General features: G+C 67.1%; 22 protein-coding genes, 1 tRNA gene and 1 other RNA gene. 15 read left to right on the top strand and 9 right to left on the bottom strand.

Annotated elements, in window-relative coordinates:
• The 3 genes from B3T59_RS08610 to B3T59_RS08620 form a co-directional block, all read left to right on the top strand.
• A partial coding sequence (locus B3T59_RS08610; protein ID WP_287002008.1) for a PucR family transcriptional regulator occupies positions 1-1099 on the top strand: 1099 nt, incomplete at its 5' end.
• Between the two features lie 4 nt (positions 1100-1103).
• Entirely contained in the window at positions 1104-2072 is a 969-nt protein-coding gene (gene pip, locus B3T59_RS08615; RefSeq protein ID WP_005206451.1) for a prolyl aminopeptidase, read from the top strand.
• 46 nt (positions 2073-2118) lie between these two features.
• Positions 2119-3615, top strand: coding sequence for a CYTH and CHAD domain-containing protein (locus B3T59_RS08620; protein ID WP_267625483.1), 1497 nt, complete (start codon positions 2119-2121; stop codon positions 3613-3615).
• A gap of 54 nt (positions 3616-3669) precedes the next feature.
• Here the strand turns inward: B3T59_RS08620 and B3T59_RS08625 are convergent, their stop codons facing one another.
• Positions 3670-5175 (bottom strand): RNB domain-containing ribonuclease, encoded by a 1506-nt coding sequence (locus B3T59_RS08625; protein ID WP_287002009.1) that lies wholly within the window; start codon positions 5173-5175, stop codon positions 3670-3672.
• Positions 5176-5307: 132 nt separating this feature from the next.
• On the opposite strand from B3T59_RS08625, the gene rnpB reads away from it, so the two are divergent.
• Positions 5308-5711, top strand: an RNA gene (gene rnpB / locus B3T59_RS08630) — RNase P RNA component class A.
• A gap of 74 nt (positions 5712-5785) precedes the next feature.
• On the opposite strand, the gene B3T59_RS08635 is transcribed toward rnpB, so the two are convergent.
• The 4 genes from B3T59_RS08635 to cobC all read right to left on the bottom strand — a co-directional run bounded on the left by B3T59_RS08635 (position 5786) and on the right by cobC (position 9517).
• Positions 5786-6445 carry a histidine phosphatase family protein gene (locus B3T59_RS08635; RefSeq protein ID WP_287002010.1) on the bottom strand — a complete coding sequence of 220 codons (660 nt, stop codon included), beginning with the start codon at positions 6443-6445 and terminating at the stop codon, positions 5786-5788.
• Positions 6446-6453: 8 nt separating this feature from the next.
• Positions 6454-7191: a zinc ribbon domain-containing protein gene (locus tag B3T59_RS08640; protein WP_005206447.1), complete on the bottom strand. Its 738-nt coding sequence runs from the start codon at positions 7189-7191 to the stop codon at positions 6454-6456.
• Positions 7192-7263: 72 nt separating this feature from the next.
• Complete coding sequence (locus B3T59_RS08645) at positions 7264-8436, bottom strand: Nif3-like dinuclear metal center hexameric protein (RefSeq protein ID WP_005206446.1); 1173 nt, start codon at positions 8434-8436, stop codon at positions 7264-7266.
• On the bottom strand, positions 8420-9517 hold the full coding sequence (gene cobC, locus B3T59_RS08650; RefSeq protein WP_005206445.1) for an Rv2231c family pyridoxal phosphate-dependent protein CobC: 1098 nt from the start codon (positions 9515-9517) through the stop codon (positions 8420-8422). The genes B3T59_RS08645 and cobC overlap by 17 nt, the downstream gene beginning before the upstream one ends.
• Before the next feature lie 91 nt (positions 9518-9608).
• Here cobC and B3T59_RS08655 point away from each other — a divergent pair, with 91 nt between their 5' ends.
• The 3 genes from B3T59_RS08655 (at position 9609) to B3T59_RS08665 (ending at position 11852) form a co-directional block, all read left to right on the top strand.
• Positions 9609-10295, top strand: coding sequence for an HAD hydrolase-like protein (locus tag B3T59_RS08655; RefSeq protein ID WP_064862458.1), 687 nt, complete (start codon positions 9609-9611; stop codon positions 10293-10295).
• Entirely contained in the window at positions 10288-10779 is a 492-nt protein-coding gene (locus B3T59_RS08660; RefSeq protein ID WP_064862457.1) for a low molecular weight protein-tyrosine-phosphatase, read from the top strand. Before B3T59_RS08655 ends, B3T59_RS08660 begins: the two co-directional genes overlap by 8 nt.
• Positions 10780-10844: 65 nt before the next feature.
• Positions 10845-11852, top strand: a complete 1008-nt coding sequence (locus tag B3T59_RS08665) for an SURF1 family protein (RefSeq protein WP_064862456.1) — start codon at positions 10845-10847, stop codon at positions 11850-11852.
• On the opposite strand, the gene B3T59_RS08670 is transcribed toward B3T59_RS08665, so the two are convergent.
• Positions 11830-12804, bottom strand: a complete 975-nt coding sequence (locus B3T59_RS08670) for a cobalamin biosynthesis protein (protein ID WP_156529329.1) — start codon at positions 12802-12804, stop codon at positions 11830-11832. The genes B3T59_RS08665 and B3T59_RS08670 overlap by 23 nt on opposite strands.
• Positions 12805-12859: 55 nt before the next feature.
• Here B3T59_RS08670 and B3T59_RS08675 point away from each other — a divergent pair, with 55 nt between their 5' ends.
• Positions 12860-13684: a spermidine synthase gene (locus B3T59_RS08675; protein WP_064862454.1), complete on the top strand. Its 825-nt coding sequence runs from the start codon at positions 12860-12862 to the stop codon at positions 13682-13684.
• A gap of 115 nt (positions 13685-13799) precedes the next feature.
• On the opposite strand, the gene B3T59_RS08680 is transcribed toward B3T59_RS08675, so the two are convergent.
• Both B3T59_RS08680 and B3T59_RS08685 read right to left on the bottom strand, forming a co-directional pair.
• Entirely contained in the window at positions 13800-14624 is an 825-nt protein-coding gene (locus tag B3T59_RS08680) for a maleylpyruvate isomerase family mycothiol-dependent enzyme (protein ID WP_064862453.1), read from the bottom strand.
• Positions 14625-14910: 286 nt separating this feature from the next.
• Positions 14911-16224 carry a family 1 glycosylhydrolase gene (locus B3T59_RS08685; protein ID WP_064862452.1) on the bottom strand — a complete coding sequence of 438 codons (1314 nt, stop codon included), beginning with the start codon at positions 16222-16224 and terminating at the stop codon, positions 14911-14913.
• Positions 16225-16456: 232 nt separating this feature from the next.
• Here B3T59_RS08685 and B3T59_RS08690 point away from each other — a divergent pair, with 232 nt between their 5' ends.
• The 6 genes from B3T59_RS08690 to B3T59_RS08715 all read left to right on the top strand — a co-directional run bounded on the left by B3T59_RS08690 (position 16457) and on the right by B3T59_RS08715 (position 21806).
• On the top strand, positions 16457-17440 hold the full coding sequence (locus B3T59_RS08690) for an alpha/beta hydrolase family esterase (protein ID WP_231894612.1): 984 nt from the start codon (positions 16457-16459) through the stop codon (positions 17438-17440).
• A gap of 55 nt (positions 17441-17495) precedes the next feature.
• The gene (locus B3T59_RS08695) at positions 17496-18464 is read left to right on the top strand and encodes a helix-turn-helix transcriptional regulator (RefSeq protein ID WP_287002011.1); all 969 of its coding nucleotides are present in this window, start codon (positions 17496-17498) and stop codon (positions 18462-18464) included.
• Positions 18465-18548: 84 nt separating this feature from the next.
• On the top strand, positions 18549-19649 hold the full coding sequence (locus B3T59_RS08700) for an NAD(P)H-binding protein (RefSeq protein ID WP_267625496.1): 1101 nt from the start codon (positions 18549-18551) through the stop codon (positions 19647-19649).
• On the top strand, positions 19649-20359 hold the full coding sequence (locus B3T59_RS08705; RefSeq protein WP_287002012.1) for a CPBP family intramembrane glutamic endopeptidase: 711 nt from the start codon (positions 19649-19651) through the stop codon (positions 20357-20359). Before B3T59_RS08700 ends, B3T59_RS08705 begins: the two co-directional genes overlap by 1 nt.
• Positions 20360-20586: 227 nt before the next feature.
• Positions 20587-20658, top strand: a tRNA-Val gene (locus tag B3T59_RS08710).
• Positions 20659-20819: 161 nt separating this feature from the next.
• Complete coding sequence (locus B3T59_RS08715) at positions 20820-21806, top strand: GmrSD restriction endonuclease domain-containing protein (RefSeq protein ID WP_287002013.1); 987 nt, start codon at positions 20820-20822, stop codon at positions 21804-21806.
• A 40-nt stretch (positions 21807-21846) separates the two neighbouring features.
• Here the strand turns inward: B3T59_RS08715 and B3T59_RS08720 are convergent, their stop codons facing one another.
• Positions 21847-22722, bottom strand: coding sequence for an aldo/keto reductase (locus B3T59_RS08720; RefSeq protein ID WP_005206432.1), 876 nt, complete (start codon positions 22720-22722; stop codon positions 21847-21849).
• 95 nt (positions 22723-22817) lie between these two features.
• On the opposite strand from B3T59_RS08720, the gene glgX reads away from it, so the two are divergent.
• Positions 22818-24762, top strand: a 1945-nt coding sequence (gene glgX / locus B3T59_RS08725) for a glycogen debranching protein GlgX (RefSeq protein WP_287002014.1), incomplete at its 3' end; no start/stop codon positions are given.

The following is a 24762-nucleotide window of genomic DNA, read 5'->3' on the forward strand; positions in this document are numbered from 1 at the left end:
GCCGATCGGTGGATCGAGGCTAAGTCACAGCAGGACGAACAGGGGATTCATGCAGGAACTGCTCGGTCGGATCTCGGCGCTCGACCCGAGCGCCAGCCTCGGCATCCGCGTCATCGCCTGCTTCGACGAGCTCATCGTCGGACAGGTCAACGTGCACGGGCTCCTCGCTGCCGCTGCCGCGTTGGCGGGCTGCCCGGCAGGACTCGACCACGCAGGTGAGATCACGCGGGTGTCCTCGATGGGCGAGACACTCGGGCGGAATACTCCCCCTGCCATCTCCTCCGAGTGGATCTCCGACGAACTGACCGTGTGGATCGAGCGCGAGGGGCAGACGCAACCGAACGACGCGATCATCCTCGAACGACTCGCCCTCGCGGTCCGAATCCGGTTCACCGACCACGGCACCGGCGCGGCGACCAGGGACATGCATGCCGTGCTCGACGACCAGGTCGACCAACAGCGACGTCGTGAAGCCGCTGCGCGCCTTGGATTGTCTGCAGGGACGCGCTATCGCGTGGTCGCGGCTCCCCTCTTCGCACAGTGGGCACATCCCGTACCGTGGCCCAGCGATGTGATGACGACCCCGCACGGCACGCTGCACGTGCTCATCGCACCCGCGTCGACCACCGACGCACCGGCAACGCCCAGCGGGATCGGCGGGGCCGCACAGATCGACGACCTGCCCTGCTCGCTGCGCACCGCCACCATCGCGCTCCGGCTGACCCGCGCACCCGCGCAGGGATCGATCTGTGCCGACGAGTTCGGAGGTCTGATCGACATACTCGCCGACGTCCGCAGCGAATCGTCGAATCCCGATGTCGCAGCACTGGATTCACTCATGAGAGAGGTCCCCTGGACGTCGGAGACGGTCGACGCCGTGGTGGCCTCCGCGACGGTCCGCCAGGCCTCCCGCACGCTGGGAATACATCACTCCACGATGCAATCGCGCCTGGAGACCATGCGCTCGGCCCTGGGCTTCGAACCGATCGACGGATATGGACGGACCCGGCTCGGCCTCGCCTACCTGCTGTGCAGACTTCGTCGCTCGCGGGTGCTCGACCTACCCGCACCCGGCGCAGCATCCCCGCGCATAGGGTGAACACATGCGAAGCCTGTACCCGCCCATCGAGCCGTACGCCTCAGGACATCTCGCCGTCGATGACGGCCAGGAAATCTACTGGGAGACCTCAGGCAACCCCGACGGCAAGCCTGCGGTGTTCGTCCACGGCGGCCCCGGCGGAGGCACCGGCCCCGACCAACGACGCTTCTTCGACCCCGCGCGCTACCGAATCGTCCTGTTCGACCAACGCGGATGCGGAAAGTCGCGCCCCCACATCGCCGACGGCGCCGACCTCTCGGTGAACACCACACCCAAGTTGATCTCCGACATGGAGTCGCTGCGCACGCACCTCGACATCGAGCGCTGGCAGGTCTTCGGCGGCTCGTGGGGTTCGACGCTCGGGCTCGCCTACGCGCAGGCGCACCCCGACCGCGTCACCGAGTTGGTGCTCCGCGGGATCTTCCTGCTGCGTCGCAGCGAAATCGACTGGTACTACAACGGCGGTGCGGCGCACATCTACCCCGACGTGTGGGAGTCCTATCTCGCGCCGATACCAGAGAACGAACGCGACGGCGACCTTGTCGCCGCCTATCACCGACTACTCACCTCCGACGACACCGACGTCGCGGTCGCCGCCGCACGGGCCTGGACCGGCTGGGAGCAGGCGACGAGCTACCTCATCCCCAAGCCCGAGGAGGCAGCGGCGTCGAAGGAAGACGTGGGATCGCGGTTCGACCTCGCATTCGCCTCGATCGAGAACCACTACTTCGTTCATCACGGCTTCCTCGAGGATGGCCAGCTACTCCGCGACATCGACCGCATCGCACACATCCCCGCGGTGATCGTGCAGGGCCGATACGACGTCGTATGCCCGATGCGCAGCGCCTGGGATCTGCACCGCGCATGGCCGTCGGCGACGCTGCACGTCGTCGCCGATGCCGGCCATGCGTCCTTCGAACCGGGCATCGCACATCATCTCGTCGAAGCAACCGATGTCTTCGCCGATCGCTGACTCGCTCGCCTAGACTCAATTCAGCCATTACCGACAGGAGGACGAGTTGGCCGCAAGCGAGCAGGTCGAGGTGGAGCTCAAATTCGATGTCGATCCGGGCATCACGCCGCCCGACCTTCGCGTCCTCCCGGGCGTGGTGGCGGCCGCGGAGCCGGAGACATTCACCCTCGACGCAACGTATTTCGACACGGAGAACCTCGACCTCGCGTCGAACCGAATCACCATGCGGCGCAGGCGCGGTGGACACGACGAGGGATGGCACCTCAAGCGCCCCGGCGATGTCCCGGGCGCCCGACGCGAACTGCAGGTGACTTTCGACGAGTCGCCTGCCGACGGCGACATCCCCGACGCACTCGTCGACCCGGTACTCGTTTACACCCGGCACCGGCCGCTGCTGCCGGTGGCGGCGATCTCGACGGTCCGCACGATCACGACTCTGCTGGGAACCGACGGCGTGAAGCTCGCCGAGTTCGCCGACGACCGCGTGACCGCGCAGTCGCTGCTGCCGGGCGGGTCGTCACAGCAATGGTCCGAGTGGGAGTTCGAACTGCTCGAGGGCGGCACCCCGAAACTACTGAAGGCCGCACACAAACTGCTTCGTGGCGCCGGTGGTCAGGAACCGTCGAGTGCGTCGAAACTCGCGCGGGCCATCGGCTCGACGCCCGCGGTGACACCGCCTCCCACGTTGGGGCGCCACCCATCGGCGCTCGAATTGGTGATCGCCGACGTCACGCGGCACCGTAATTCGCTCATCGCCTGGGATCCGCTGGTTCGCGAGGACGCCGACGACGCGGTGCACCAGATGCGCGTGACCGCACGCCGCATGCGAAGTGTGTTCTCCGGTTTTCCCACAGTGCTCGACGCCGCCCGCACCGAACACATCGCGGGTGAACTGAAACTGCTCGCGCGCATCCTCGGCGACGCACGCGATTCCGAAGTGCAACTGGAGATCGACAGCACTCTGCTGCGCGATGAAGTGGCATCGGAGACGCTGGTGAACGCGTTGGCGGGCACGGAATCCGCGGCGCACGATCGCGCCGTCGCCGCGACCCACGCGGCGATGAACTCGCAGCGCTACTTCCGACTGCTCGACGCCATCGACGAATTGATCGCCGATCCGCCGGCCGGACCGGATGCCGATCTGCCTGCGACGACCGCCGTCGACAAGGCGATCAGCAAGAGCCGCAAGCACATTCGGAAGGCGCAACGCGATCTCGCGGAGTTGCCCGAAGGATCGCACGAGTGGTCGGAGCAACTGCACACGATCCGCAAACGCGCAAAACGACTGCGCTACAGCACCGATGCCGCCGAACCGCTGCAGAAGAAGAAGTACAAGCAGATCTCGAAGACGGCGAAGGACCTCCAGTCGGCGCTCGGCGACTACAACGACTCGCGTATCAATCGCGCACGGCTGGCCGAGCTGGCGGCGTCGGGCGAGTTGTCGGGCATGGATCTGTTCGTGCTCGGTCGGATCGACGCCCGTGAACAGGCCAACGGCGAGCAGGCGATTGCCGCATACCGCAAGGCCGCCAAGGACCTCTGAGCCGAAGGCGTTCCCGGACTGCTGACGCCGACGTGGGTCGCTTGGTGTTGTTGGCTATGCGTTCGATGGCGCGAAGCTGACTTTGCGCGACGTCGGATCGGCCGCGGTGAGGGTGACGTCGATACGCGAGGCCGGGGTCGGAGTGCCGTCGCATTCGGCCAGGATCGGCGGTTGTGCAATGAAGATCTTCGCTCGCTTCTTCGCTGTCGCTCCGGTCTTCGCTGTCGCCCCGGTCTTCGCTGTCGCCCCGGTCTTCGCTGTCGCCCCGGTCTTCGCTGTCGCCCCGGACAGGACCACGGCGTCGAAGCGCTCGCCGACACGGTCGGCGAGTATCACCGACTCGGCGAGGTCGGTACTCTCCCGGTCGGCAGACGACCCGAGCGAGTCGGCCGAGCGCAGGATGCCCGGCAGCGTCGGCAACGCACGTAACACCCAGTCGGGCACCGGGTTTCCCGATGTCACGGCTAAGCACACCTCGGTGGCGAATCGATCGCCGAGCCGTCGCAGTGGCGCGGTCACGTGTGCATAGACACCGCCGACCGCCGAGTGCACCATCTCGTCGCGCGTTGCAGGGCCCGTGTCTGCCTCGCCGGTCTGCACGCCGAGCGGGAGGTACCCCGCGCCGCGCATCAGCGAACTCGCCTGCGACATCAGGGCGAGGGTCGACGGCTCGTCGACCGGCAGTGCTGCGAGGAATTGTCCGGGGGTCGCGTCGCCGGGCCACGCGACGTCGAGAGCATCGGCGGTCGCTCTGAGCTTGTCGACGGCGTCAGCAGGTGCCGGTGGAAGGGTGCGCAGCAGACCGACCCCCGCGTCCGCCATGATCTTTCCCGCACAGGTGCCGGTGAGAAGCGACAACTGCGAGTTCCACATATCGGCGGGCGTGCGAGCCGCGAGGGCGAGCACCCATCCGTCGTCGACGCGGGTCACCTCCTGGTCGGGAAGGTCGAGTTCGATTGCTCCGCGCGCCAACGCAACTCGACGTCGGAGCTCACCGAACGCGGGCAGCGCGCTGATCGACGGGTGCAGGGTGCGTGCGGCCGCGGCCGCGGTCACTCCCGCATAGTCGAGTCGTGCGACCGATTCCACGAGCGCACGCTCGAGGTGCACTCCGGTCACGTCGCCGTCCGGTGCAACGCGGATCGTCCACAGCACCGCGGGCCGCGTCACGCCGGGGAGCAGCGATCCCGATCCCTCCGACAGCACCCTCGGATGCAACGGCACCGAGCCGTCGGGGAAGTAGATCGTCGCGCCTCGACGTCGACTCTCGGCGTCGAGTGCGTGCTCGGGCCGAATGAGCGCGGCGACGTCGGCTATCGCGTAGTGGACCTCGAAACCGTCTGCGTCGAAAGACATTGCGACCGCCTGATCGAGGTCCATCGACCCCGGCGGGTCGATCGTGACCAGCGGGATGTCGCGGCGGTCTATTCGCTCGGCGGCGTGTGCATCGACCGCGTGCTCCGCCTCGTCGAGCGCGGCTTCGCCGTAGTCCTCGCAGATCCCCAGCTCGGTGCGGATCGACTCGAAGTCGATGTCGGGGGCGGAGAATCTGCGCTGCACTCTTTCGACACTATCGCCGACTGGGCGCCTCAGAGTGCCGACTGGGCGCAGCAGAATGTCGACTGTGCGCTCCCCGCTGCTCCACCGGGCGTGCTGGATGCCCGTGTCAGCGGGATAAGCTGTACGGGCGAACGAGTCGGCCGGGCGGCCGCGGCGAGCGGAACGGCCAGGTCACTGGCAATGCCGCGCGCCGAGGAAAGTCCGGACTCCGCAGAGCAGGGTGGTTGTCAACGGCAACCCGGGGTGACCCGCGGGACAGTGCCACAGAGAACAGACCGCCGACCGCGAGGTCGGTAAGGGTGAAACGGTGCGGTAAGAGCGCACCAGCGACGCGGGTGACCGCGCCGGCTTGGTAAACCCCACCCGGAGCAAGGCCGAAGCACGGACCAACAGGTGCGTGTGCACGGATGATCGAGGGCTGCTCGCCCGAGTCCGTGGGTTGGCTGCTTGAGGCACCCGGCGACGGTGTGTCCAGATGGATGGTCGCCGCCGACTTCGTGTCGGCACAGGATCCGGCTTACACGCCGACTCGTTCGCCCTCGGTCCGGGATATACCCACTCGGCACGACACGACGCCCAGTCGGCGGTATGTGACGCCCAGTCGGCAGGGTCAGTTCAAGTGGGCGGTCTCGTTGACCGAGCGCACCACCGAGCCGCCGTCCGGGTAGAACTCGGTCACCGACACCGACGCGAGGTCGAGGTGGAGGTGGAACAGCAGCTCCGGTCCGACTGTCAGCGCATGTTGGAGCAGCGTCTTGATCGGTGTCACGTGCGACACCACCACCACGGTCCGCCCCGAATACTTCTGGACCAGTTGGTCTTTCGCCGCGATCACCCGCTCAGCAACCTGCGCGAAGCTCTCGCCGTCGGGTGCCGGGGCGGTGTAGTCGCCGAGCCAGCGGGCGTGTACCTGCGGGTCGCGGGCCGCGGCCTCGGAGAACGTCAGCCCTTCCCAGCCACCGAAGTCGTTCTCGATGAAGCCTGCATCCTCGATCACCTCGCCGCCGATCCGGTCGACGACGGCCTGCGCAGTCTGGCATGCGCGGTCGAGTGGCGAGCTGACCACGGCAGCGACGTCGGCCTCAGCGGCGATGCGCGACGCCGCGGCGAGTGCCTGCTGTTCCCCCAGCTCGGTCAGCCGGGGGTTGCCCCGGCCCGAATAGCGTCGTTCGATCGACAGCGGCGTCTGGCCGTGTCGCAGCAACACCAGGCGCGTCGGTTCTGCACGCTGCCCCTGCCACGACGGCGTGGCCGCCGAACCGGAGCTCACGGTTGCGCCTACAGACCGGACTCGTTGGTACGGACGAGAACTGCGCCGCATTCCTCGCACCGGACCACGTCGTCTGCGAGGGCAGCGGCGATCGAGGCGAGGGTTCCGCGGTCGAGCTCCATCCGGCACGCTCCGCAGCGTCGCGCCCGCAGCAGTCCCGCACCGATCTTGCCCGCGGCGCGCTGCCGGTCGTAGATCGCCAGGAGGTCCGCGGGAATGTCACCGGCGATCGCCTCGCGGCGTGTGATCGCGACCTCGCGATCAGCGTCGACAGCAGCCTTCGCCTCGTCGCGTCGCTTCTCGGCGTCCGCGAGCTGGGTCTGCAGATGTTCGACGGTCGCCGAGGCGCGCTGCCGTTCGGCTTCGACGGCTTCCTGTCGTTCCATGACGCCGAGCAGGTCGTCTTCGAGTACGGAGCGGCGGCGGGCGAGGCTACCGAGTTCGTGCTGCAACTCCGACAACGCCTTGGGCGCCAGTCCCCCACCGGCGAGCAGCGCGGAGTCCTTGCGCTCGCGGTCGGCCATTCCGGTCACCTCGCTGTCGACGCGTCGATACTCGCGGGTGAGGTCTTCAGCGGAGATGTCGGCGCGCACAAGGTCGTCGCGAGTCGAGTCGATCTTGGTGGTCAGCTCGGCGATCTCGGCCACCTCCGGCAGCGATTTGCCGCGATGGTCGACGCGGGCAACGGCGGCATCGGCGTCGGCAAGGTCGAGCAGATGTCGCTGCGCGGACGGGTCGGCCTTCACTCGGCATCGACTTTCATGGGGGCCTCCTGGAGTTCACACGTTCGGTCAACGGTACGCGGTACCCACCGTCGCTCAGCAATCCGCATGCAGCGTGAACGGGTCGGTTGGCGTCGCGAAGACCTCGACGTCGAGTGCGAGCCTGTTCGCCAACAGTTCGGCAACCTGTGTGCACCACGGGAATTCGGTGGCCCAGTGCCCCGCGTCGACCAACACCGGTCCGCCCGCACGCAGCGCCTCGTCGACCGGATGGTGCCGCAGGTCGCCGGTCAGATACAGGTCGACGCCGAGGCCACGAACCGTGTCGAGCAGCGAATCGCCCGCGCCACCGCACACCGCAACGGTCTCCACGACGCGGCTGCGCTCCCCGGTGGCACGCACTCCCCACGGCGAGCGCAGCGTACCGGCTGCTCGCGTCACGAACTCCCCGACGGTCGACGGCGATGCGAGCCGCCCGACCCTGCCGAGACCCGTGTCCGAGTCGATGGCTTCTTCGGCAAGGATGTCGAATGCGGGCTCCTCGTAGGGGTGAGCGGCACGAAGTGCAGCGAGCACGGACCGGCGCAGACCGCGCGCCGCGACCATTTCCACCCGCGCTTCGTCGACATGCGTCCGTTCTCCCAGCGACCCGATCGTCGGATTGGCCGCACCTCGCGCCTCGAACTGACCGACGCCCACCACCGACCACGCGCAGTCGCGGTACTCACCGATAGCCCCGGCTCCCGCCGCGAACATCGCCTCGCTGACCTGCTCGGCGCTGCCCTCGGGCACCATGACGATCCACTTGTCCATGGGCGCCAACGGCGCGGGCTGCAGCGGTGAGGTGTCGACGACGCCGAGTACATCCGCGAGCGCATCCGACACTCCCGGACGTGCACTGTCGGCATTGGTGTGTGCGGTGAACAGCGCCGTGCGCGCGCGGATCAGCCGATGCAGCACAGAGCCTTTCGCGGTATCGGCGGCAACCGAGTCGACCCCGCGCAACAGCAGCGGATGGTGCGCGACGATGATGTCGACGTCGCCTGCGACCGCCGCGTCGACGACGGCATCGGTGACGTCGACGCAGATCAGCGCCCGCGCAACGGCTTCCGTGCGATCCCCACACACGAGTCCCACCGAGTCCCATGCCTCCGCCAGCCTCGGCGGGTAGACGCGATCGAGCAGATCGGCCACCGATCCCACCGATATCCCAGCATCTGATGTCCCGGTCACCGAAGTCACCGTTGTGGACTCATCCTTGTGCGTCATCGTCGACGTCCTTTCGTGCGCGGGCCAGTGCGTCGACCATTGCGGTGACGGTGGCGTTGTCGCGCACCGCGAGCCGCAGGTGATCGCCGTCGAGGCCGACGAAGTTGGCGCAGCTTCGCACACCGAAACCCGCTGCGCGAAGAGCATTCTTGACCGCGATGCCGTTCGGCGTCTCGATGAGCACGAACGGCGCCTCGGGTTGTGTGCACGTCCTGATCCCCGCCAGTGCGAGCCGGTCGAGCATGAAGTCTCGCTCGGCCGCGACGGCGCGCGCAGCGTCGTCGCAGAACCGTTGTCCCGCAGGGCCGACGCACTCGGCCAGAGCAGCGAGCGCGGGCGTCGACAACGGCCAGGGTCGACGTCCCCGGCTCAGCCGTTCGACGATCTCGGGCGACGCCAGGAGGTACCCCGCGCGCAGGCCGGCGAGTCCGAAAGTCTTTGTCACGCTGCGTAACACGACGATGTCGTCGTTACGCATCGACGCGAGGGACTGCGGCTCACGCTCGCCGGTGACCGGATCGACGGTGAGATCGGCGAACGCCTCGTCGACGACGAGTATTCGTCCGGGCCTGCGCATCGCATCGAGCGCGGCTCTGCTGTGCAACACCGACGTCGGGTTGGTCGGGTTGCCGACGACGACGAGGTCGGCATCGTCGGGGATGCGGTCGGCGATGTCGTCGGGGTCGATGCACCACGGCGGCGGCAACTGCACCTGGGTGATGGGGATTCCGGCTGCCCGCAGGGCGATCTCCGGCTCGGTGAACGAGGGTTGGACGAGCGCGGCGTGCCGAGACCCGAGCCGTGGCAGCGCCTCGAACCCGTCCGCGGCGCCCGCGAGCAGCATGACCTCGTCCGGATCCCGTTGGTGTAGTGCACAGATCGCAGCTATCGCGGCATCGGCGTGCGCGGTGCTCGGATAGGACGCGAGACGTGCACAGGCGTCGGCGATCGCGGCGCGGACGAACTCTGGCGCCTCACCGCGCACGTTGACGGCGAAATCGACGACACCGGCCTCCACGTCGACATCGCCGTGTCGGCTGAGGCGGTACACGCTGTCCTGCGGGGTCGTGCCTGCTGTCATAACCGTCGAGCCTAATGGTCGAGTGCCGACGGATCGGCCGACAGCAACACGCCATTCGGACACCCGCTGCGGTACATGTCACGATGGAGCCGTGACCTCTCCGGCAGATCCGCATGATCCGCGGACCGTACTGTTGTTCGACCTCGACGGCACGATCACCGACAGCTTCTCCGGCATCGTCAACAGCTTTCGCCACGCACTCGCCGAGGTCGGGGCACCCGAACCACCCGACGACGTCGTCGCGGGCGTCGCGGGACCACCGATGATCGACACGCTCATCGGCCTCGGACTCGACCAGGAGACCGCCGACGACGCGATGCGCGCCTACCGCAAGCGCTACACCGACGTCGGATGGCTCGAGAATTCGGTCTTCCCGGAGATACGCGAGCTCGTCGACGATCTCGCGACCCAGGGCCGGACGATGACGATCGCGACGTCGAAAAACGAGAACACGGCGCGAGCCATCCTCGAGCATTTCTCCCTCGCCGACCGCTTCGCGGCGATCTGCGGTGCCAGCGACGACGGCTCGCGGCGCAGCAAGGCCGACGTGATCGCGTGGGCCCTGAGACAATCGGGCATCACACCCGACCCGGACACCGGACTTCCCGACCATCCCGTCGTGATGATCGGAGATCGGTCGCACGATGTCGACGGTGCCGAGAGCTTCGGAATCCCGACAGTCTTCGTCTCGTGGGGTTACGCTCGGGCCGGGGAAGGGGACGCTGCCTCGTGGCGCGTCGATTCTGTTGTCGATCTGCGTGAGGTCTTAGGTGTCTGATCAACTACACGTCTGTTTCGTGTGCACGGGCAATATCTGCCGGTCGCCCATGGCGCAGAACATTTTCCGATCTGCCATCGACGACGCCGGCCTCTCCGACCGGGTCCGCGTGACGAGTCGGGGTACCAGCAGCTGGCATGTCGGCGAACCCGCCGACAATCGCGCACGCACCGAGTTGCTCGCCCACGGCTACTCCGACGCCCACACCGCAGCCCACCTCTCCCCCGACGACTTCGACGCCGACCTGCTGGTCGCTATGGATTCCGGCCACGCCAAGGATCTCGAACGCAAACGGCTCGGCGATCGCGTGCGGCTGCTGCGCAGTTTCGATCCCGACGCAGGCGACGACCTCGACGTCGCCGACCTCGACGTCGCCGACCCCTACTACGGGACACAGGACGATTTCGCGCTCACCCGCCAGCAGATCGAGGCGGCCGTTCCGGGCATGTTGGCCTGGGTCAACGACCGCCTGGGCAACAGCTAGCCGCCGCAGCGTCGTACATCGCCCCGCACCTCCGATGGGTGTGGGCACCTCGGTACCGTTGAGGCATGCGCGTGCTCCGGACCTTCCTGCGACCTGGGTGGATTGCCCTGGCTGTGGTGGTCGTGGCATTCGCCGCGCTGTGTTTCTCCATCCTCGCTCCGTGGCAGCTGGGCAAGAACAGCAGAACGAGCGAACGCAACCATCTCATCGAGCAGGCCGTGTCGATCGCGCCCGTTCCGCTTGCGTCGGTCGCACCGGCCGGTAGCGGATTCCGACCCGACACCGAGTGGCGCGAGGTGCACATCACCGGCACCTTCCTGACCGACAAGCAGGCTCTGGTCCGACTGCGTTCGGTCGAGGAACGTCCGGCCATCGAGGTGTTGACGCCCTTCCGGGTTGCCGGTTCGGACAGGGTGCTCGTGGTCGATCGCGGCTACATACGACCCGACCAGGGACAGACACCGGTCGTACCTGCGCCGCCGGCGGGTGAAGTGACCATCGACGGTCGGATCAGGGCGGGCGAGGGCACGACGTCCGGTCGAGGCGCGGCGGTTGTCGACGGTGCCCTGTCGATGTACACGATCGATCCCACCGAACTGTCGCGCGCGACCTCCACCGGCATGGACCCGTTCTACATCCAGATCTCGCCGAACCAGCCGGGATCGCTCGGCGAGATCCCGCTACCCCAACTCGAATCCGGCCCCTACCTCTCCTACGGACTGCAGTGGCTTGCGTTCGGGATCATGGCTCCGCTCGGAGCCGGATACTTCATCTACGCCGAGATCAGGCAGCGTCGTCGGGCACGTGGCACGGCGAACACCGCGACCACCACGTCGACGGATTCCGCTGCGGCGACCACGGATGCGCAGACTCCTGCCGCCTCGACCGCGGCGCCGGCGAGTGCCGCCTCCGACCGCGCCGCACGCCGCAGACGATTGCGCGCGGAACTGCGTGGCGACACCGTCGTCGACGACACCGACCACTCCGACACGACGCGGATCGGTTTCGGCCCGGACACCGAACACGCACCCGACGACGTCCGCGACAAGCTCACCCAGCGCTACGGCGGCTGATCACCCGCCGTCGTAGTGCACCGATCGCGTACGCGCTCAACGCACTCGATGCCAGCGCTCCGATCTGGACCCGCCGCGACAGACGCGTCGTCGAATACAGGTCCGCAACCTCCGGCGACCGACCGTCTCCGAGCGCAGGACGTTCTTCGACGCCGTGTGGGTACACCGTCCGACCGCCGAGACGAAGCCCGAGCGCCCCGGCGAACGACGATTCGACGACGCCCGCGTTCGGGCTCGGATGCGCTGCGGCATCGCGTCGCCACGCACGGAGAGCGCCTACGCGGTCTTGTCCGAGCACAACGACCAGCACCCCGGCGAGCCGTGCCGGTAGGAGATTCGCGAGGTCGTCGAGACGCGCTGAAGCCCAACCAAATCGTCCGTACCTGTCGTTGCGGTAGCCGACCATCGAATCGAGAGTGTTGACGGTTCGATACGCGATCAGCCCGGGCACACCGGCGACGCCACCCCAGAACAGTGGAGCCACTGCAGCATCTGACGTGTTCTCGGCGATCGATTCGACTGCGGCACGCACGATTCCGGCAGCGTCGAGGCTCTCGGGGTCACGACCGCACAGGCTCGGTACCAGCGCACGTGCGGCGTCGATGTCGTCGACGGAGAGATCATCCGCGACCTCACGCCCGACCCGGTTGAGCGTCGTGCCACCGAGTACGGCCCACGTCGCCACCGCGACGGCCGCAATCCGCACAGGTGAGGAATCGACGCGCCGGGCGGCTCTGTCGACACCGAGCCCGAGGGCGATCGACGCGCACACCGACGTCGCGGCGAAACCTATCCCCACCGCGCGCGAGTCGGCGTACACGGCCCGCTCGAGTCGGCCGATCGCGCGCCCGAGGCCCGCGACAGGATGCCACCGGCGCGGGTCGCCCACTGCGCGGTCGAAGAGGTAGCCGACGCACAGCCCGACCGGGACGTCGAGTGCTCGACCCGCCACGCGCGGACTGGTACTGGATGGGGCTCGACGCACCGCGCGATCGTATCGTCACCTCATGGCCAAACCCCGTCCCGCACCCGTCCCGGGTAGCCACCCCATCGACACCGGCACCGCCGAGGTGGTTGCCGATCCCATCTCGGGTGGCTGGCTGCTGCTGATCAACGGGACCCACAGCTCGCACATCCACCCCGACGATCCGTCGGCTCTCGATTTCGAATATCTCCGACAGATGGCCGCGGTCATCGACGATCGCTATCCCGATACCTCCACGCCGCTGCGGGTTCTCCACCTCGGCGGGGCCGCGTGCGCGCTCCCGCGGACTCTGGCCGACCGCTACCCGCGGGCGAGGCAGGTTGCTGTCGAAATCGACGCCGAGTTGGCCCGATTGGTGCGCGAATGGTTCGACCTGCCGCGTGCGCCACTGTTACGCATTCGCGTGGGCGATGCGCGGGCGGTGACCGAATCGCTGACGGAAGGTTCGCGGGATGTGGTGATCCGCGATGCCTTCGTCGACGCGCGCACACCGTCGCATCTGACGACGGTCGAATTCGTACAGGCGGTCAAAAAAGTGTTGACTCCCGGCGGGCTCTATCTCGCGAACTGCGGCGATGCGCGAACTCTCGATCTGGTGCGCGCCGACGCCGCCGCCGTCGCGGAAGTGTTCGCCAATGTCATGCTGATCGCCGATCCCGCGATGCTCAAGGGGCGGCGAACCGGCAACGTCGTCGTCGTGGGGAGCGACGACGACCTCGGTCCGTCGTCGGCATTGGTGCGCACCCTGCTGAGCGACCCGCTCCCCGCACGCACGATTGCGGGAAGCGAAGCGCGCGCGTTCGGGCGTGGGAAATACCTTCGCGATCCCGAACAAAGTGTGCGATAAGGGTATTCTTTATCGGCCGATACCCTCAGAATCGACCGTTTGAATGACACTTTCTTGGATACCTAGATCGATTGATGCGTTATCTCGAAGCCTGGTAGAAAATCCGTTCGAGGCTTCAGATCACATAGTCGATCCGGTCGAGCACGGCCTTCGCCAGCGCCTCGTCACCGGTGACGATCACCGCGCGCGGATCGGCATCACGCCGGCCTCCGACCAGACGCGCCAACTCGACTCCGTCGACGCGTAGGGTGACGTCGGCGGCATCGTCACCACCGTCGAATGACTCGACAAGCCCTGCACGCCCGTCCACCGCGACCCTGACCTCACGAGGTGCGACACCGGTGATCTCGAACCGGACCCTGCTGCCGTCGGGCGCCGACGCGCGCTTGCCCACCACGAAGGGCAACGACGACGAGATCTCGTCGAGTGCGACGCCCGCCGTAACGGGATCCGACGGCGAGTCGTCGCCAAGGGCGTCGCGCAGGTCGACCTCGTGAATCCAGCAGTCGAAGACGCGGATGCGCATGAATCGTCCGTAGGTGTCGGGGCCGGCCGGGGTGGCCGTCTGCGCGTCGAACTCGTCCTGCGTCATCGCCATGAGTGCCGCGGTGCGCACCTCGATGATCTCGTCGAGCGCAGCGAGCACCTCCTCCCGAGACTCGTCACGGAAGTAGTCGGCCCATCGCTCGTTGAGCTCGCCGATCGGATTCTTCACATGCGTTCGCGAGGTGATGTCGGCTGCGGCCTCCACATCCCGACCGTCGAGCATGCTCTCCGTGCCGATGATGTGGGCGACGATGTCGGCGTTGGTCCAGCCAGGGAGCACCGACGGTGCCGACCACTGCTCGTCGGTGAGTTGCGCCGCGAGTGACTGCAGCGCAGCCCACTCGGTGGTCAGAGCTGCGGTGATCGAATCCTTGTCGACGACGGTGAGCGGCATGTTCTCATCCTTCTGGGGGCTGTCGGCGCTGCGCGCCTACATGGCTGTCAGCGCATCGGCCGACACTAACGGTTCTCGAGGGATTGCAGCATACTGAGCAGCCGGAGCCGGGGCAGGAACTTCCTCGAGCGCGTCGCGGAACTGTTGCATGCTGACCCGCTCGGCCGAACCCCGAGGCGCGCGCATCGCTCGAACGAAGGGCGGCAGCGGGTTCGTCGCGCACCATCATGCGCTGACCGATGGCGTCGAGTTCAGCGGCGGTCGGCTCACGCAGACGCGATGGGCGTCAGCGCACCGGTTGGCCACAACTCGCGGGAGCGGCGGCCAGCGAACACCACTGGGCCGGCCGGGTCGGGCGATACGCCGACCCCACTCCGTTGCGCGCGGTGATGTCGCGATAGGCCGGCACCGCGTCCGTCGGTTGTCTGCGCAGCGTCGGATCTGTTTTGACGTCGACGGTGTACAGCCCGAATCGTGGTGTGTACGAACCCCATTCGTAGTTGTCGGTGAGGCTCCAATAGTTCAATCCGATGACCGGAATGCGGTCTGCACGCGCCCGCCCGACCCAGTAGACGAGGTCACGCAGATGATCACCGCGACGATAACCGTCGGGGCGCGGCTTGCCATTCTCGGTCGGCATGCCGGTCTCCACGACGTAGAGGGGTTTACCCGGGAAGCGCCGCGCGAGATCACGCAGCGAGTAGTAGATCCCGTCGGCCGATACCGTTGCGTTCCAATTCTTTCCCGTGGCGGCGTTGACCGCGCTCAGGTCGGTGACCGACGCCGAGTAGTAATAGTCGAGACCGATGAAGTCGAGAGAATCGCGCACCCGATCGGCAAATGCGGTGTCGACGATCGGCTCGACAGTCGGGACGTAAGCGATGTTCGACGACACCATGGCGGCGGGCTGACGCTGGTGGATGTATCGGTAGATCGACGTGTGCACGTCGACGAGGCGGTCGCGCATCGTTGCACTCGCAGCCGCGGAGAGTCCACCCATGCGCAGCTCGTTGACGATATAGATCGTCGGCTCGTTGATGGTGATCCACAGCGGGTTGTCATGGGCGTACCTGTCGACGACAAAGCGCGCGTTACGTAGCCACGCCTGCGGCGTCGAGGCATTCGCCCAACCGCCGCGCGCTGCAACCCATCCCGGATAGACCCAGTGATCGAGGGTGATCATCGGCCGCATTCCCGCGCTCACGATTGCCGCGATCATGTCGTCGTAGTACGCGAGCTCGCGACGGTCGATCACTCCCGGCTTCGGCTCGATGCGCGCCCACTCGACACCGACGCGATAGACCGTGACACCAAGGGACTTCGCGATGGCGATATCCGAGCGATAGCGATGACGAAAGTCGACGGCGGACCCCACCTTGTCGTCGGTCTTACCCGCGGCGACATATCTGGTCCAGTTACTGTCCGGCGACGACCCCTCGGACTGGAAACCCGACGACGACACACCCCAGAGGAATCCCGGAGGCAGGGTTCCGGGGTCGGCGGCCGGCAGAGGCTGCGCCCCCGGCGGCTGCGCCCCCGCCTGGGCGGGAAGTGCGCACACCGTCGCGACTAGCGCGACTACCAGCAATATCAGCGGCACGCCTGCGCCTTTCCTACGAAGAACCTCATGGGCTCCGCTACCTGCGGCTCTGCGACGCACCATCATGGCGCTCAGCATCGCAAACAAGACCCTCCGGTCGTGCCGAATCGGCACGACCGCACCAGAATGCTCCGCGAGACCTGAAGAGACAGCCAGGCGTCGACTACCGACAGCACGTGAATCCTCCGCCCGGATCACAGCCCCGCGTGTGCCGACCCTCTATCCTTGGCGAGTGCCGCGATCCGCCCGACGCCGTGCCTGGCGCACTGCACTCTCACTTGTCCTCGGCGTTCTCACCGCCGTCACTGTTGTCTCGGTTGCCGGGGCCGTCCCGGCGGCGAACGCCGTCGAACCGCTTCATCGGGTGGCCGACCTCTCCGGATGTGCCGGGCCGAACCGTCTCGCATCGGGGACGTCGAAACATACGACGACCGTCGACGGCGTCGAGCGCACCTACAGCGTCAACGTGCCCGCCGGTTACAGCGGGCAGTCGACGTACCCGTTGATTCTGGCGTTCCACGGGCACGCCGAACCCGCGGCGACCTTTGCACGGTTCACCGGTCTCGCGCAGCTCCCCGCGATCGTCGTCTATCCCGAGGGCCTGCGCGGAACCGACGGACTCGTCTCGTGGCAGGGTGCGCCGTACTCCTCGCCTCGCGCCGACGACATCGCGTTCACCCGAACGATCCTGCGTGAGATGCGGGCGGCGGCATGTATCGACTCGAGCCGGACGTACGCGGCCGGCCGATCGAACGGTGGCGGACTCGTCGCGATGCTCGCGTGCAGGCTGCCCGCCGAGTTCGCCGCCTACGCGGTGGTCAGCGGTGCGTTCTACGACGCCGGTCGTCCCAACTGCCCCGGCGCCCCGCCCGCATCCATCATCGATTTCCACGGCACAGCCGACCGAACGATCCACTACACCGGCGGCGTGCGACACGGCGGAGCCTATGTTCCCGTCATGGACTGGCTGTCGGGGTGGGCGGCACGCGACGGTTGCCTCACTCAGCCACTCGAGTTTCCCGTCAACCGCTACGTCACCCGCATCGACTGGCCGTTCTGCGCAGCGTCGGGTCACGAGATCACCCACTACCGCGTCAACGGCGGCGCACACGTGTGGCCGGGCTCCACCGGAAGCCCGTCACCGGCCGGGCAGCTGAGCAATTCGATCTCGGCAACGTCGTTGATCTGGCAGTTCTTCACCCGCCACACAAAGTGACACGATCTGCGCATTGCGGACCACAATTGTCCGCAATGCACGCGACAATGACCCCATGCTCGATTCGTCAGCGCGACTACTCCAGCTCCTGTCCCTGCTCCAGATGCGCCAGGAGTGGTCGGGCGACGATCTCGCCACGCGACTGAACATCACCAAGCGGACGGTCCGCCGCGACGTCGACAAGCTGCGCGACCTCGGATATCCAGTCGACTCGACAGTCGGTGTCGGAGGCGGGTACCGGTTGGGCGCGGGCGCGGAGATGCCCCCACTGTTGCTCGACGACCAGGAGGTCCTCGCCGTCGCGCTGGGACTCAACGCGATCAGCAGCGCCGCCGTCAGCGATATGACCGAGGCTTCTTCGGGTGCACTGGCCAAGTTGCGGCAGGTGATGCCCTCACGGTTGCGGCATCGACTCGACGCCCTCACGCTCGATTCCCTTCCGCAGGGACCGCGCGACACCGAAGTGGCCGCAGAGGTGCTGTCCGACATCGCGACCGCGTGCCACCGCACGGAACGTCTGCGATTCGACTATCGACGCCACGACGGAACCGAGAGTCGACGCGAGGTCGAGCCATACAGACTGGTGCGCAAGGGATCTCGGTGGTATCTGGTGTCCTGGGACCCCGACCGCGACGACTGGCGTTCCTTTCGCGTCGACCGCATGACGGTCAAGACACCCAACGGGGCACGTTTCGTCCCTCGTGAACTCCCCGAAGGTGGTGCCGCCGCTTACCTGGCGCGCAGCCTCGGCGCTGCGTACCGGTCCGCCACCGCACGGGTGCGCATTCACGCACCGCTGGCCGTCGTCGAGAAGATGGTCGACGACGCTTGGGGCACAATCGAATTCGGAGATGGTTCGAGCTGCGAGCTCACGATCTACAGCACCTCGCTCACTTCTATCGCACGCTGGTTACACGCTTTCGACTCCGACTTCTGGGTTCTCGAACCCGCGGCGCTGCGTGCCGAATGCCGCGCCGTTGCGGAACGCCATGTGCAGCTCGCCGAACGGTACCGCCGCGCCTGACCCCCGCGCGAGTCGCCGTGATGCGTCCGTGATGCCGTAATCACGAGTGGGCCACGCCGCGGTGTGCTGGCTAGTGTGGCGACAATGCGGCTCCTGGTCACCGGTGCAACCGGATATGTCGGCTCACGACTCGTCGACGCCCTTCTCGCGTCCGATCACGAGGTCGTCGTCGCGTCGCGATCGCCAGAGCGGTTGTCGCGGTACGGATGGTCCGACGACGTGACCGCGGTCGAGATGGACGTCGACGACCCCGATTCGGTAGGTGCCGCCATCGACGCGGCCAGCCCCGACGACCACCCGGTCGACGCCCTGTACTACCTCGTGCACGGCATCGGGCAGGCCGACTTCGCCGACGGCGACCGCGCCGCCGCACGCTCCGTCGCACAGGCGGCCCGCAGTCGAGGCATCCCTCGCATCATCTACCTCGGCGGTTTCGTGCCCGACGGCGACGAGATGTCGGCGCACCTACAGAGCCGCGCGGACGTCGGTGAGGGACTCGCGATCGACGGCGGCGCCGAACTCGTCTGGTTGCGTGCCGCGGTGATCCTCGGGGCGGGCTCGACGTCGTTCGAGATCCTGCGCTACCTCGCCGACCGCTTCCCGGTGATCCCCGAGCCCGGCTGGATCGACAATCCGATGGACCCGATCTCCATCCGCGACGTCATCCACTACCTCGTCGCGGCCGCCGACCCGTCACTACCGGCGGGCTCCTACGACATCGCCGGTCCCGATACCGGCGTCTACCGATCGATCCTCGACGAGTATCTCCGCGCGGTCCGCATGCCTCGACTACGCGTGCGCGTTCCGTCGATCAGCACCCGGCTCGCGGGTAAGGTCGGGGGCATCATCACGCCAGCCCCAGCAGCATTGACCGAAGAACTGGTCACGTCGCTGCAGTATCCGATGCGCGCCTCCGAGCACCGCATCACCGAGTTCGTGTCCCCACCGACCGGAGGTCTCACCACCATGCGAGACGCCATTCGCGCGTCGGTCGAGTCGCCTTATCCCCGTCCGGTTTCCGAGCTCGACGATCTGCACCACCTCGCCGACACCGACCCCGACTGGGCGGGCGGCGACCTACTGCGAGCCCGCCGCGCAGCGCTCGGCGCGGTGTTCGGCGTGATCGGAACCGTAGCGGGCGTGACGCTCGTCGCCCGGCGTGTTCTCGGGCAGTTCCTGCCCTGATGTCGACCGCCTCCCTGCCCCGGTCGGTGACCCGGCTCCTCGACGCTGTCGCCGTCGACCGCAACACAGACCAACCCATCTCTTCGACGCGCCGTCGGCTCGCCGTGGTCGGATTCCTGCTCATCGGCGCCGTCTTCCTGGGAGTCTCTCTCTCGGTGACACCCGGCGACACCGCGTTCTACCCGCTGACACTCGGCCTCGCGGCCACCTGGATCATCGGAGCGATAGCCACCAGCAGGCTCTCTGCCGGAAGGTTCTCCCTCGACGGCGATGGCTCGACGTTGGGCGCCGTTGCGCTCGGAGTGGTCGCGGGCGTCGCGATGGGCGCGGTGTTCGTCATCGGAGCGTTCCTCACGAAGCTGATCGGACCGCTCAGCGAACTGGTCAGCAACGTGCTCGCCTTCGCCGACTACGGCAGCATCGCGATCGTCACCGCGATCACCCTGATCAATGGCGCCGCAGAGGAATTGTTCTTCCGCGGCGCGGTGTACTCGGCGGTGCGGCCGCATCACCCGGTCGTCGTGTCCACCGTCGTCTACACGATCGCGACCCTGGCCAGCGGAAACGTGATGCTCGGGTTCGCCGCGATACTCCTCGGCGCGGTGTGCGCGATCCTGCGTCGCTGCACCGGCGGCGTGGCGGCACCGATCTGCACACACGTCGTCTGGTCGACGATCGTGCTGTTCGCCCTGCCGCCGATTTTCGGGTGACCCCGGTTTGCTGCTGACCCCAGAACTTTTCCGGCCCTCCGCCGCGGACCCGCGTCGTAGATGAGTGTCCGATCGAAGGATGTGTGTGCTGCAGCATCCACATCCTTCGATACGACACACATTTAGGGTGCCGCTTGGCTGCCTGGGGCTCGCAGTTTGGGTTCCGACCTGCCGACCGGCTAGATTCGTGTGTTGACGCGCGAGGCTTGGGCCCGACGACGCGTCGAGCGCGTATAGCTCAGCGGTAGAGCTCTGGTCTTACACACCAGCGGTCAGGGGTTCGAATCCCTTTGCGCGCACCGTCACATCCTTGCCGGCCTCCGGCCGGTGTGCACCCACTGTGTTTGAAAGAGATTCACGCGGGCGCACCCATCAGCATCCCAGCAGCGTGATCAGGGCATCTCACCTCCGCGCCCACTCGCTCAGGCTCGCTGTCGGTACGGGCTGATACGTTTCCGCCATGCTGATCAACGACCGGCCGATCGACGGCACGCAACACGACGGCACGCAACACGACGACACGCAACACGACGACGCGCGGAACGTTCGCGCCTCTCGACGCGCCGACATCGTCTGGCCCATCGCGGTGACCGTGCTCGCCGCAGGCGCGCTGGTCCCCGCCGCGACGGCACACGCCGCGCCCGCGCCGGTCACGCCATCTCAGGTCGCTGAGTCAAGCGCGCGCACGACGCTCGAGTCGCTCGCAGTAAAGGGCCGCGCGCCGAAGACCGGTTACGAGCGATCACAGTTCGGGCAGGCATGGTCCGACGACGTCTCGGTCGCCGACGGCCACAACGGGTGCGACACTCGCAACGACATCCTCCGACGTGACCTGTCCGGCGTGACCCTCAAACCCGGAACCAACGGATGTGTGGTGCTGTCGGGAACGCTCGACGATCCGTACACGCGAACGTCGATCGCCTTCACGCGCGGCTCGGCGACGTCGTCGAAGGTCCAGATCGACCATGTCGTCGCGCTGTCGGACGCGTGGCAGAAGGGCGCGCAACAGCTTTCGGCCGAGCAGCGCCGCAACCTCGCCAACGATCCGCGCAATCTGCAGGCCACCGATGGCCGCACGAACCAGGCCAAGGGTGCCGGCGATGCCGCGACGTGGTTGCCGCCCAACAAGTCGTATCGATGCACCTACGTCGAGCGGCAGATCGCGGTCAAAGCCATCTACCACCTGTGGGTGACGGCGGCGGAGAAGCAGGCCATGATCCGCATCCTGTCGAATTGCTCTGCACCCGAAGCTGATTCACCCAAGCCAGCCCCGGCCCCGCAGAGCGCTCCGCCAGAGGCCGCCGCCCCGCCGCAGGTCGCACCGTCGAACACCACCTACGCCAACTGCGCTCAGGCGCGCGCTGCCGGCGTAGCGCCCCTGCACCGCGGGCAGCCGGGCTACTCCGCGAAACTAGACCGCGACGGAGACGGCGTCGCGTGCGAATGAGCTAGGCACGACGGCTGCGCAGCACGTTGAGCCTGCGGGCTCAGTCAGGCGCGCCGAGGTTCATCTCGTCCGGGTGTATCCCCACCCGCTGACCGTCGTCGAGAGCGGCGATCCGAGCCATGTCCTCGTCGTCGAGTTCGAAATCGAACACGTCGATGTTCTGCTTGATGCGATCTTCGTGCACCGACTTCGGGATCACGATCAGTCCGAGCTTGATGTGCCAGGCGAGGACCACCTGGGCGGGTGACCGTCCTAATTTGATCGCGATGTCGCCGATCGTCGGGTCGGACAAGACGGTGTTGGGCTTGGAGTTGGGACCCCACCCCGACCCCGACGTTCCGCCGAGCGGGCTCCACGACTCGATCGCGATTCCGTGCTCCGCCGCGAACTCGCGCAGTTCGCGTTGCTGGAGGTGCGGATGCAGTTCCACCTGGTCGACGGCGGGCAGCACTCCCCCGCGATCGATGAGCCATTGCAGGTGATGCGGCTCGAAGTTGCAGACGCCGATCGAGTGCGCCTTACCGTCGGCAAGGATCTTCTCCATTGCGTCCCAGGTGCGCAGCAGTCGGTCACGATCCTGCAGCGGCCAGTGGATCAGGTACAGGTCGACGTAGTCGGTTCCGAGCGCGCGCAGACTGGTGTCGATCGCCGCGAGAGCGCGGTCGTACCCGTGATCGGAGTTCCAGAGCTTCGTCGTGACGAACACCTCTGTGCGCAGCACCGACGCGGAGGCAATGCCCTCGCCGACGCCCGACTCGTTGCCGTAGGCCGCGGCCGTGTCGATGTGTCGATAGCGGGCCTCGTCGATCGCGAATCGGACGGCGCGCTGCGCCTCCTCCGGAGTCGACTGCCACACCCCCAGTCCGAGCTGTGGGATCTCGATGCCTGAATTCAGTTCGATGAGGGGAGCACTCATCTCTCCGGTCTACCAGAGGCAGACGCCCTGTCGGCCGCACCGTGGCACACCGCCCCGCGCCCGCCCTGCTCACGTATCGTCACCGTCAGTGTCGCGTGACCGCCGGCCGCGGTCGTCTCGCCGCGCTCACTCGACGAGAAGGGACGTTGATGACCGGGACCATCTCCCCCGGCGATCCGTCGATCCTCGGAGCGACCGTCACCGACCGCGGAACCAACTTCGCCGTCAGTTCGGGCGGAGATGCGGTGTGGCTCTGTCTCTTCGACGACGCCGGCGCCGAGACCAGACTCCTGCTCCCAGGGCGCGAGATCGACGTGTGGCACGGCGTCGTCGACGGCGTGCGTGCCGGAACCCGATACGGATTCAGGGTCGACGGCCCCTTCGCACCCGAGCGCGGTCGGCGCTACAACCCTGCCAGACTCCTCCTCGATCCCTACGCCCGACGCATCGTCGGGGACGTGGAGTACTGCGACGCGCTCCTCGACCACGACGTCGACGATCCCTCACGTCCCAGTGCGCTCGACTCGGCACCGTTCGTGCCGCGCAGCGTCGTCGTCGAGCAACCGCCACAGGCAACGACCGCCACTGCACCGGGCCCGCGCCGACCGGCATCGGAGCTGGTGATCTACGAGGTGCACGTCCGCGGGTTCACGCAGTCCCACCCCGACATTCCAGCCGAACTCCGAGGCACATTCGCCGGACTCGCACACCCGGCCGTGCTCGACTACCTGACATCGCTCGGAGTGAACGCCGTAGAGCTACTTCCGATGCATCGCAGCGTGTCCGAACGCGAACTCGCCCAACGGCACCTCACGAATTACTGGGGTTACAACACCATCGGCTTCTTCGCCCCGCACAACGCCTACAGCGCCGCCGACCGCGCCGGCCGGGGTGACGAATCCATCGCCGAGTTCCGCCACATGGTCGACGCTCTGCACGGCGCCGGGATCGAGGTGATCCTCGATGTCGTCTATAATCACACCGCAGAAGGCGACGACTCCGGCCCCACACTGTGCCATCGCGGCCTCGACAATCGCGCGTATTACGTGCTCGACCCGGACGACGGCTCGTACGTCGACACCACCGGATGCGGCAATTCCGTTGCGGTGGCGCACCCGACGACGCTGCGCATGGTCACCGACTCCCTACGCTACTGGGCGTCGCTGGGCGTCGACGGATTTCGCTTCGACCTCGCGCCCACCCTTGCGCGTCAAGGCACCGACAGTGCCCGAAACGATTGGGCCCGAAACGATTGGGGTGGTGGACCTTTCGACCCCACTGCAGCGTTCCTTCGGGTACTCGGCCAGGACGACGTGCTGTCGCGGGTGCGGCTGATCGCCGAACCCTGGGACGTCGGTCGAAACGACAGTCATCAACTCGGCGCATTCGGTCCGGAATGGGGCGAGTGGAACGACCGCTACCGCGACAGCGTCCGCGATTTCTGGCGCAGCCACGAGGGCCTGCTCGCACCGATGGCACGACGCCTGACCGGCTCGGCCGACATCTTCGGGGGCCGTCGTCACAATCCTGCAACGGTCATCCGACGCCGCGCGGCGTCGATCAACTATGTGACGTCCCACGACGGTTTCACACTGCACGATCTCGTGTCCTACGAACGCAAACACAACGCGGACAACGGTTCCCACAATTCGGACGGCACCGACGACAATCGGTCGTGGAACTGCGGAACCGAAGGGCCAACCGACGACGAGGCCATCGTCGCGCTACGACGACGTCAGATGCGCGCCATGCTCACGACGCTACTGCTCTCTGCGGGAACGCCGATGCTGCTCGGCGGCGACGAGCGAGGCCGAACGCAACGCGGCAACAACAATGCCTACTGCCAGGACGATGAGACCAGTTGGTTCGACTGGACCTCGGGCGACGAGGCGCTCGTCGCCTTCACCCGCGACCTCATCTCACTGCGCCTGCGTCACAGCGCCCTGTGCCGGGCGGCGGTCGAACTCTCCGACGCGCCCGACTGGTTCACCCCGGACGGCACACCCATGTCCGACGACGACTGGCAGGACGAGGCCGCGC

The organism is Gordonia sp. UBA7860 (assembly GCF_002500165.1).
Taxonomy (GTDB): Bacteria; Actinomycetota; Actinomycetes; order Mycobacteriales; family Mycobacteriaceae; genus Gordonia; species Gordonia sputi.

Bases quoted from the DNA above. Each gene is read 5' to 3' on its own strand.
- B3T59_RS08700 (WP_267625496.1), top strand. From the start codon at position 18,549: ATGCGGCTCCTGGTCACCGGTGCAACCGGATATGTCGGCTCACGACTC.
- pip (WP_005206451.1), top strand. From the start codon at position 1,104: ATGCGAAGCCTGTACCCGCCCATCGAGCCGTACGCCTCAGGACATCTC.
- B3T59_RS08720 (WP_005206432.1), bottom strand. From the start codon at position 22,722: ATGAGTGCTCCCCTCATCGAACTGAATTCAGGCATCGAGATCCCACAG.
- B3T59_RS08675 (WP_064862454.1), top strand. From the start codon at position 12,860: ATGGCCAAACCCCGTCCCGCACCCGTCCCGGGTAGCCACCCCATCGAC.
- cobC (WP_005206445.1), bottom strand. From the start codon at position 9,517: ATGACAGCAGGCACGACCCCGCAGGACAGCGTGTACCGCCTCAGCCGA.
- B3T59_RS08680 (WP_064862453.1), bottom strand. From the start codon at position 14,624: ATGCCGCTCACCGTCGTCGACAAGGATTCGATCACCGCAGCTCTGACC.
- B3T59_RS08715 (WP_287002013.1), top strand. From the start codon at position 20,820: ATGCTGATCAACGACCGGCCGATCGACGGCACGCAACACGACGGCACG.
- B3T59_RS08705 (WP_287002012.1), top strand. From the start codon at position 19,649: ATGTCGACCGCCTCCCTGCCCCGGTCGGTGACCCGGCTCCTCGACGCT.
- B3T59_RS08695 (WP_287002011.1), top strand. From the start codon at position 17,496: ATGCTCGATTCGTCAGCGCGACTACTCCAGCTCCTGTCCCTGCTCCAG.
- B3T59_RS08665 (WP_064862456.1), top strand. From the start codon at position 10,845: ATGCGCGTGCTCCGGACCTTCCTGCGACCTGGGTGGATTGCCCTGGCT.
- B3T59_RS08645 (WP_005206446.1), bottom strand. From the start codon at position 8,436: ATGACGCACAAGGATGAGTCCACAACGGTGACTTCGGTGACCGGGACA.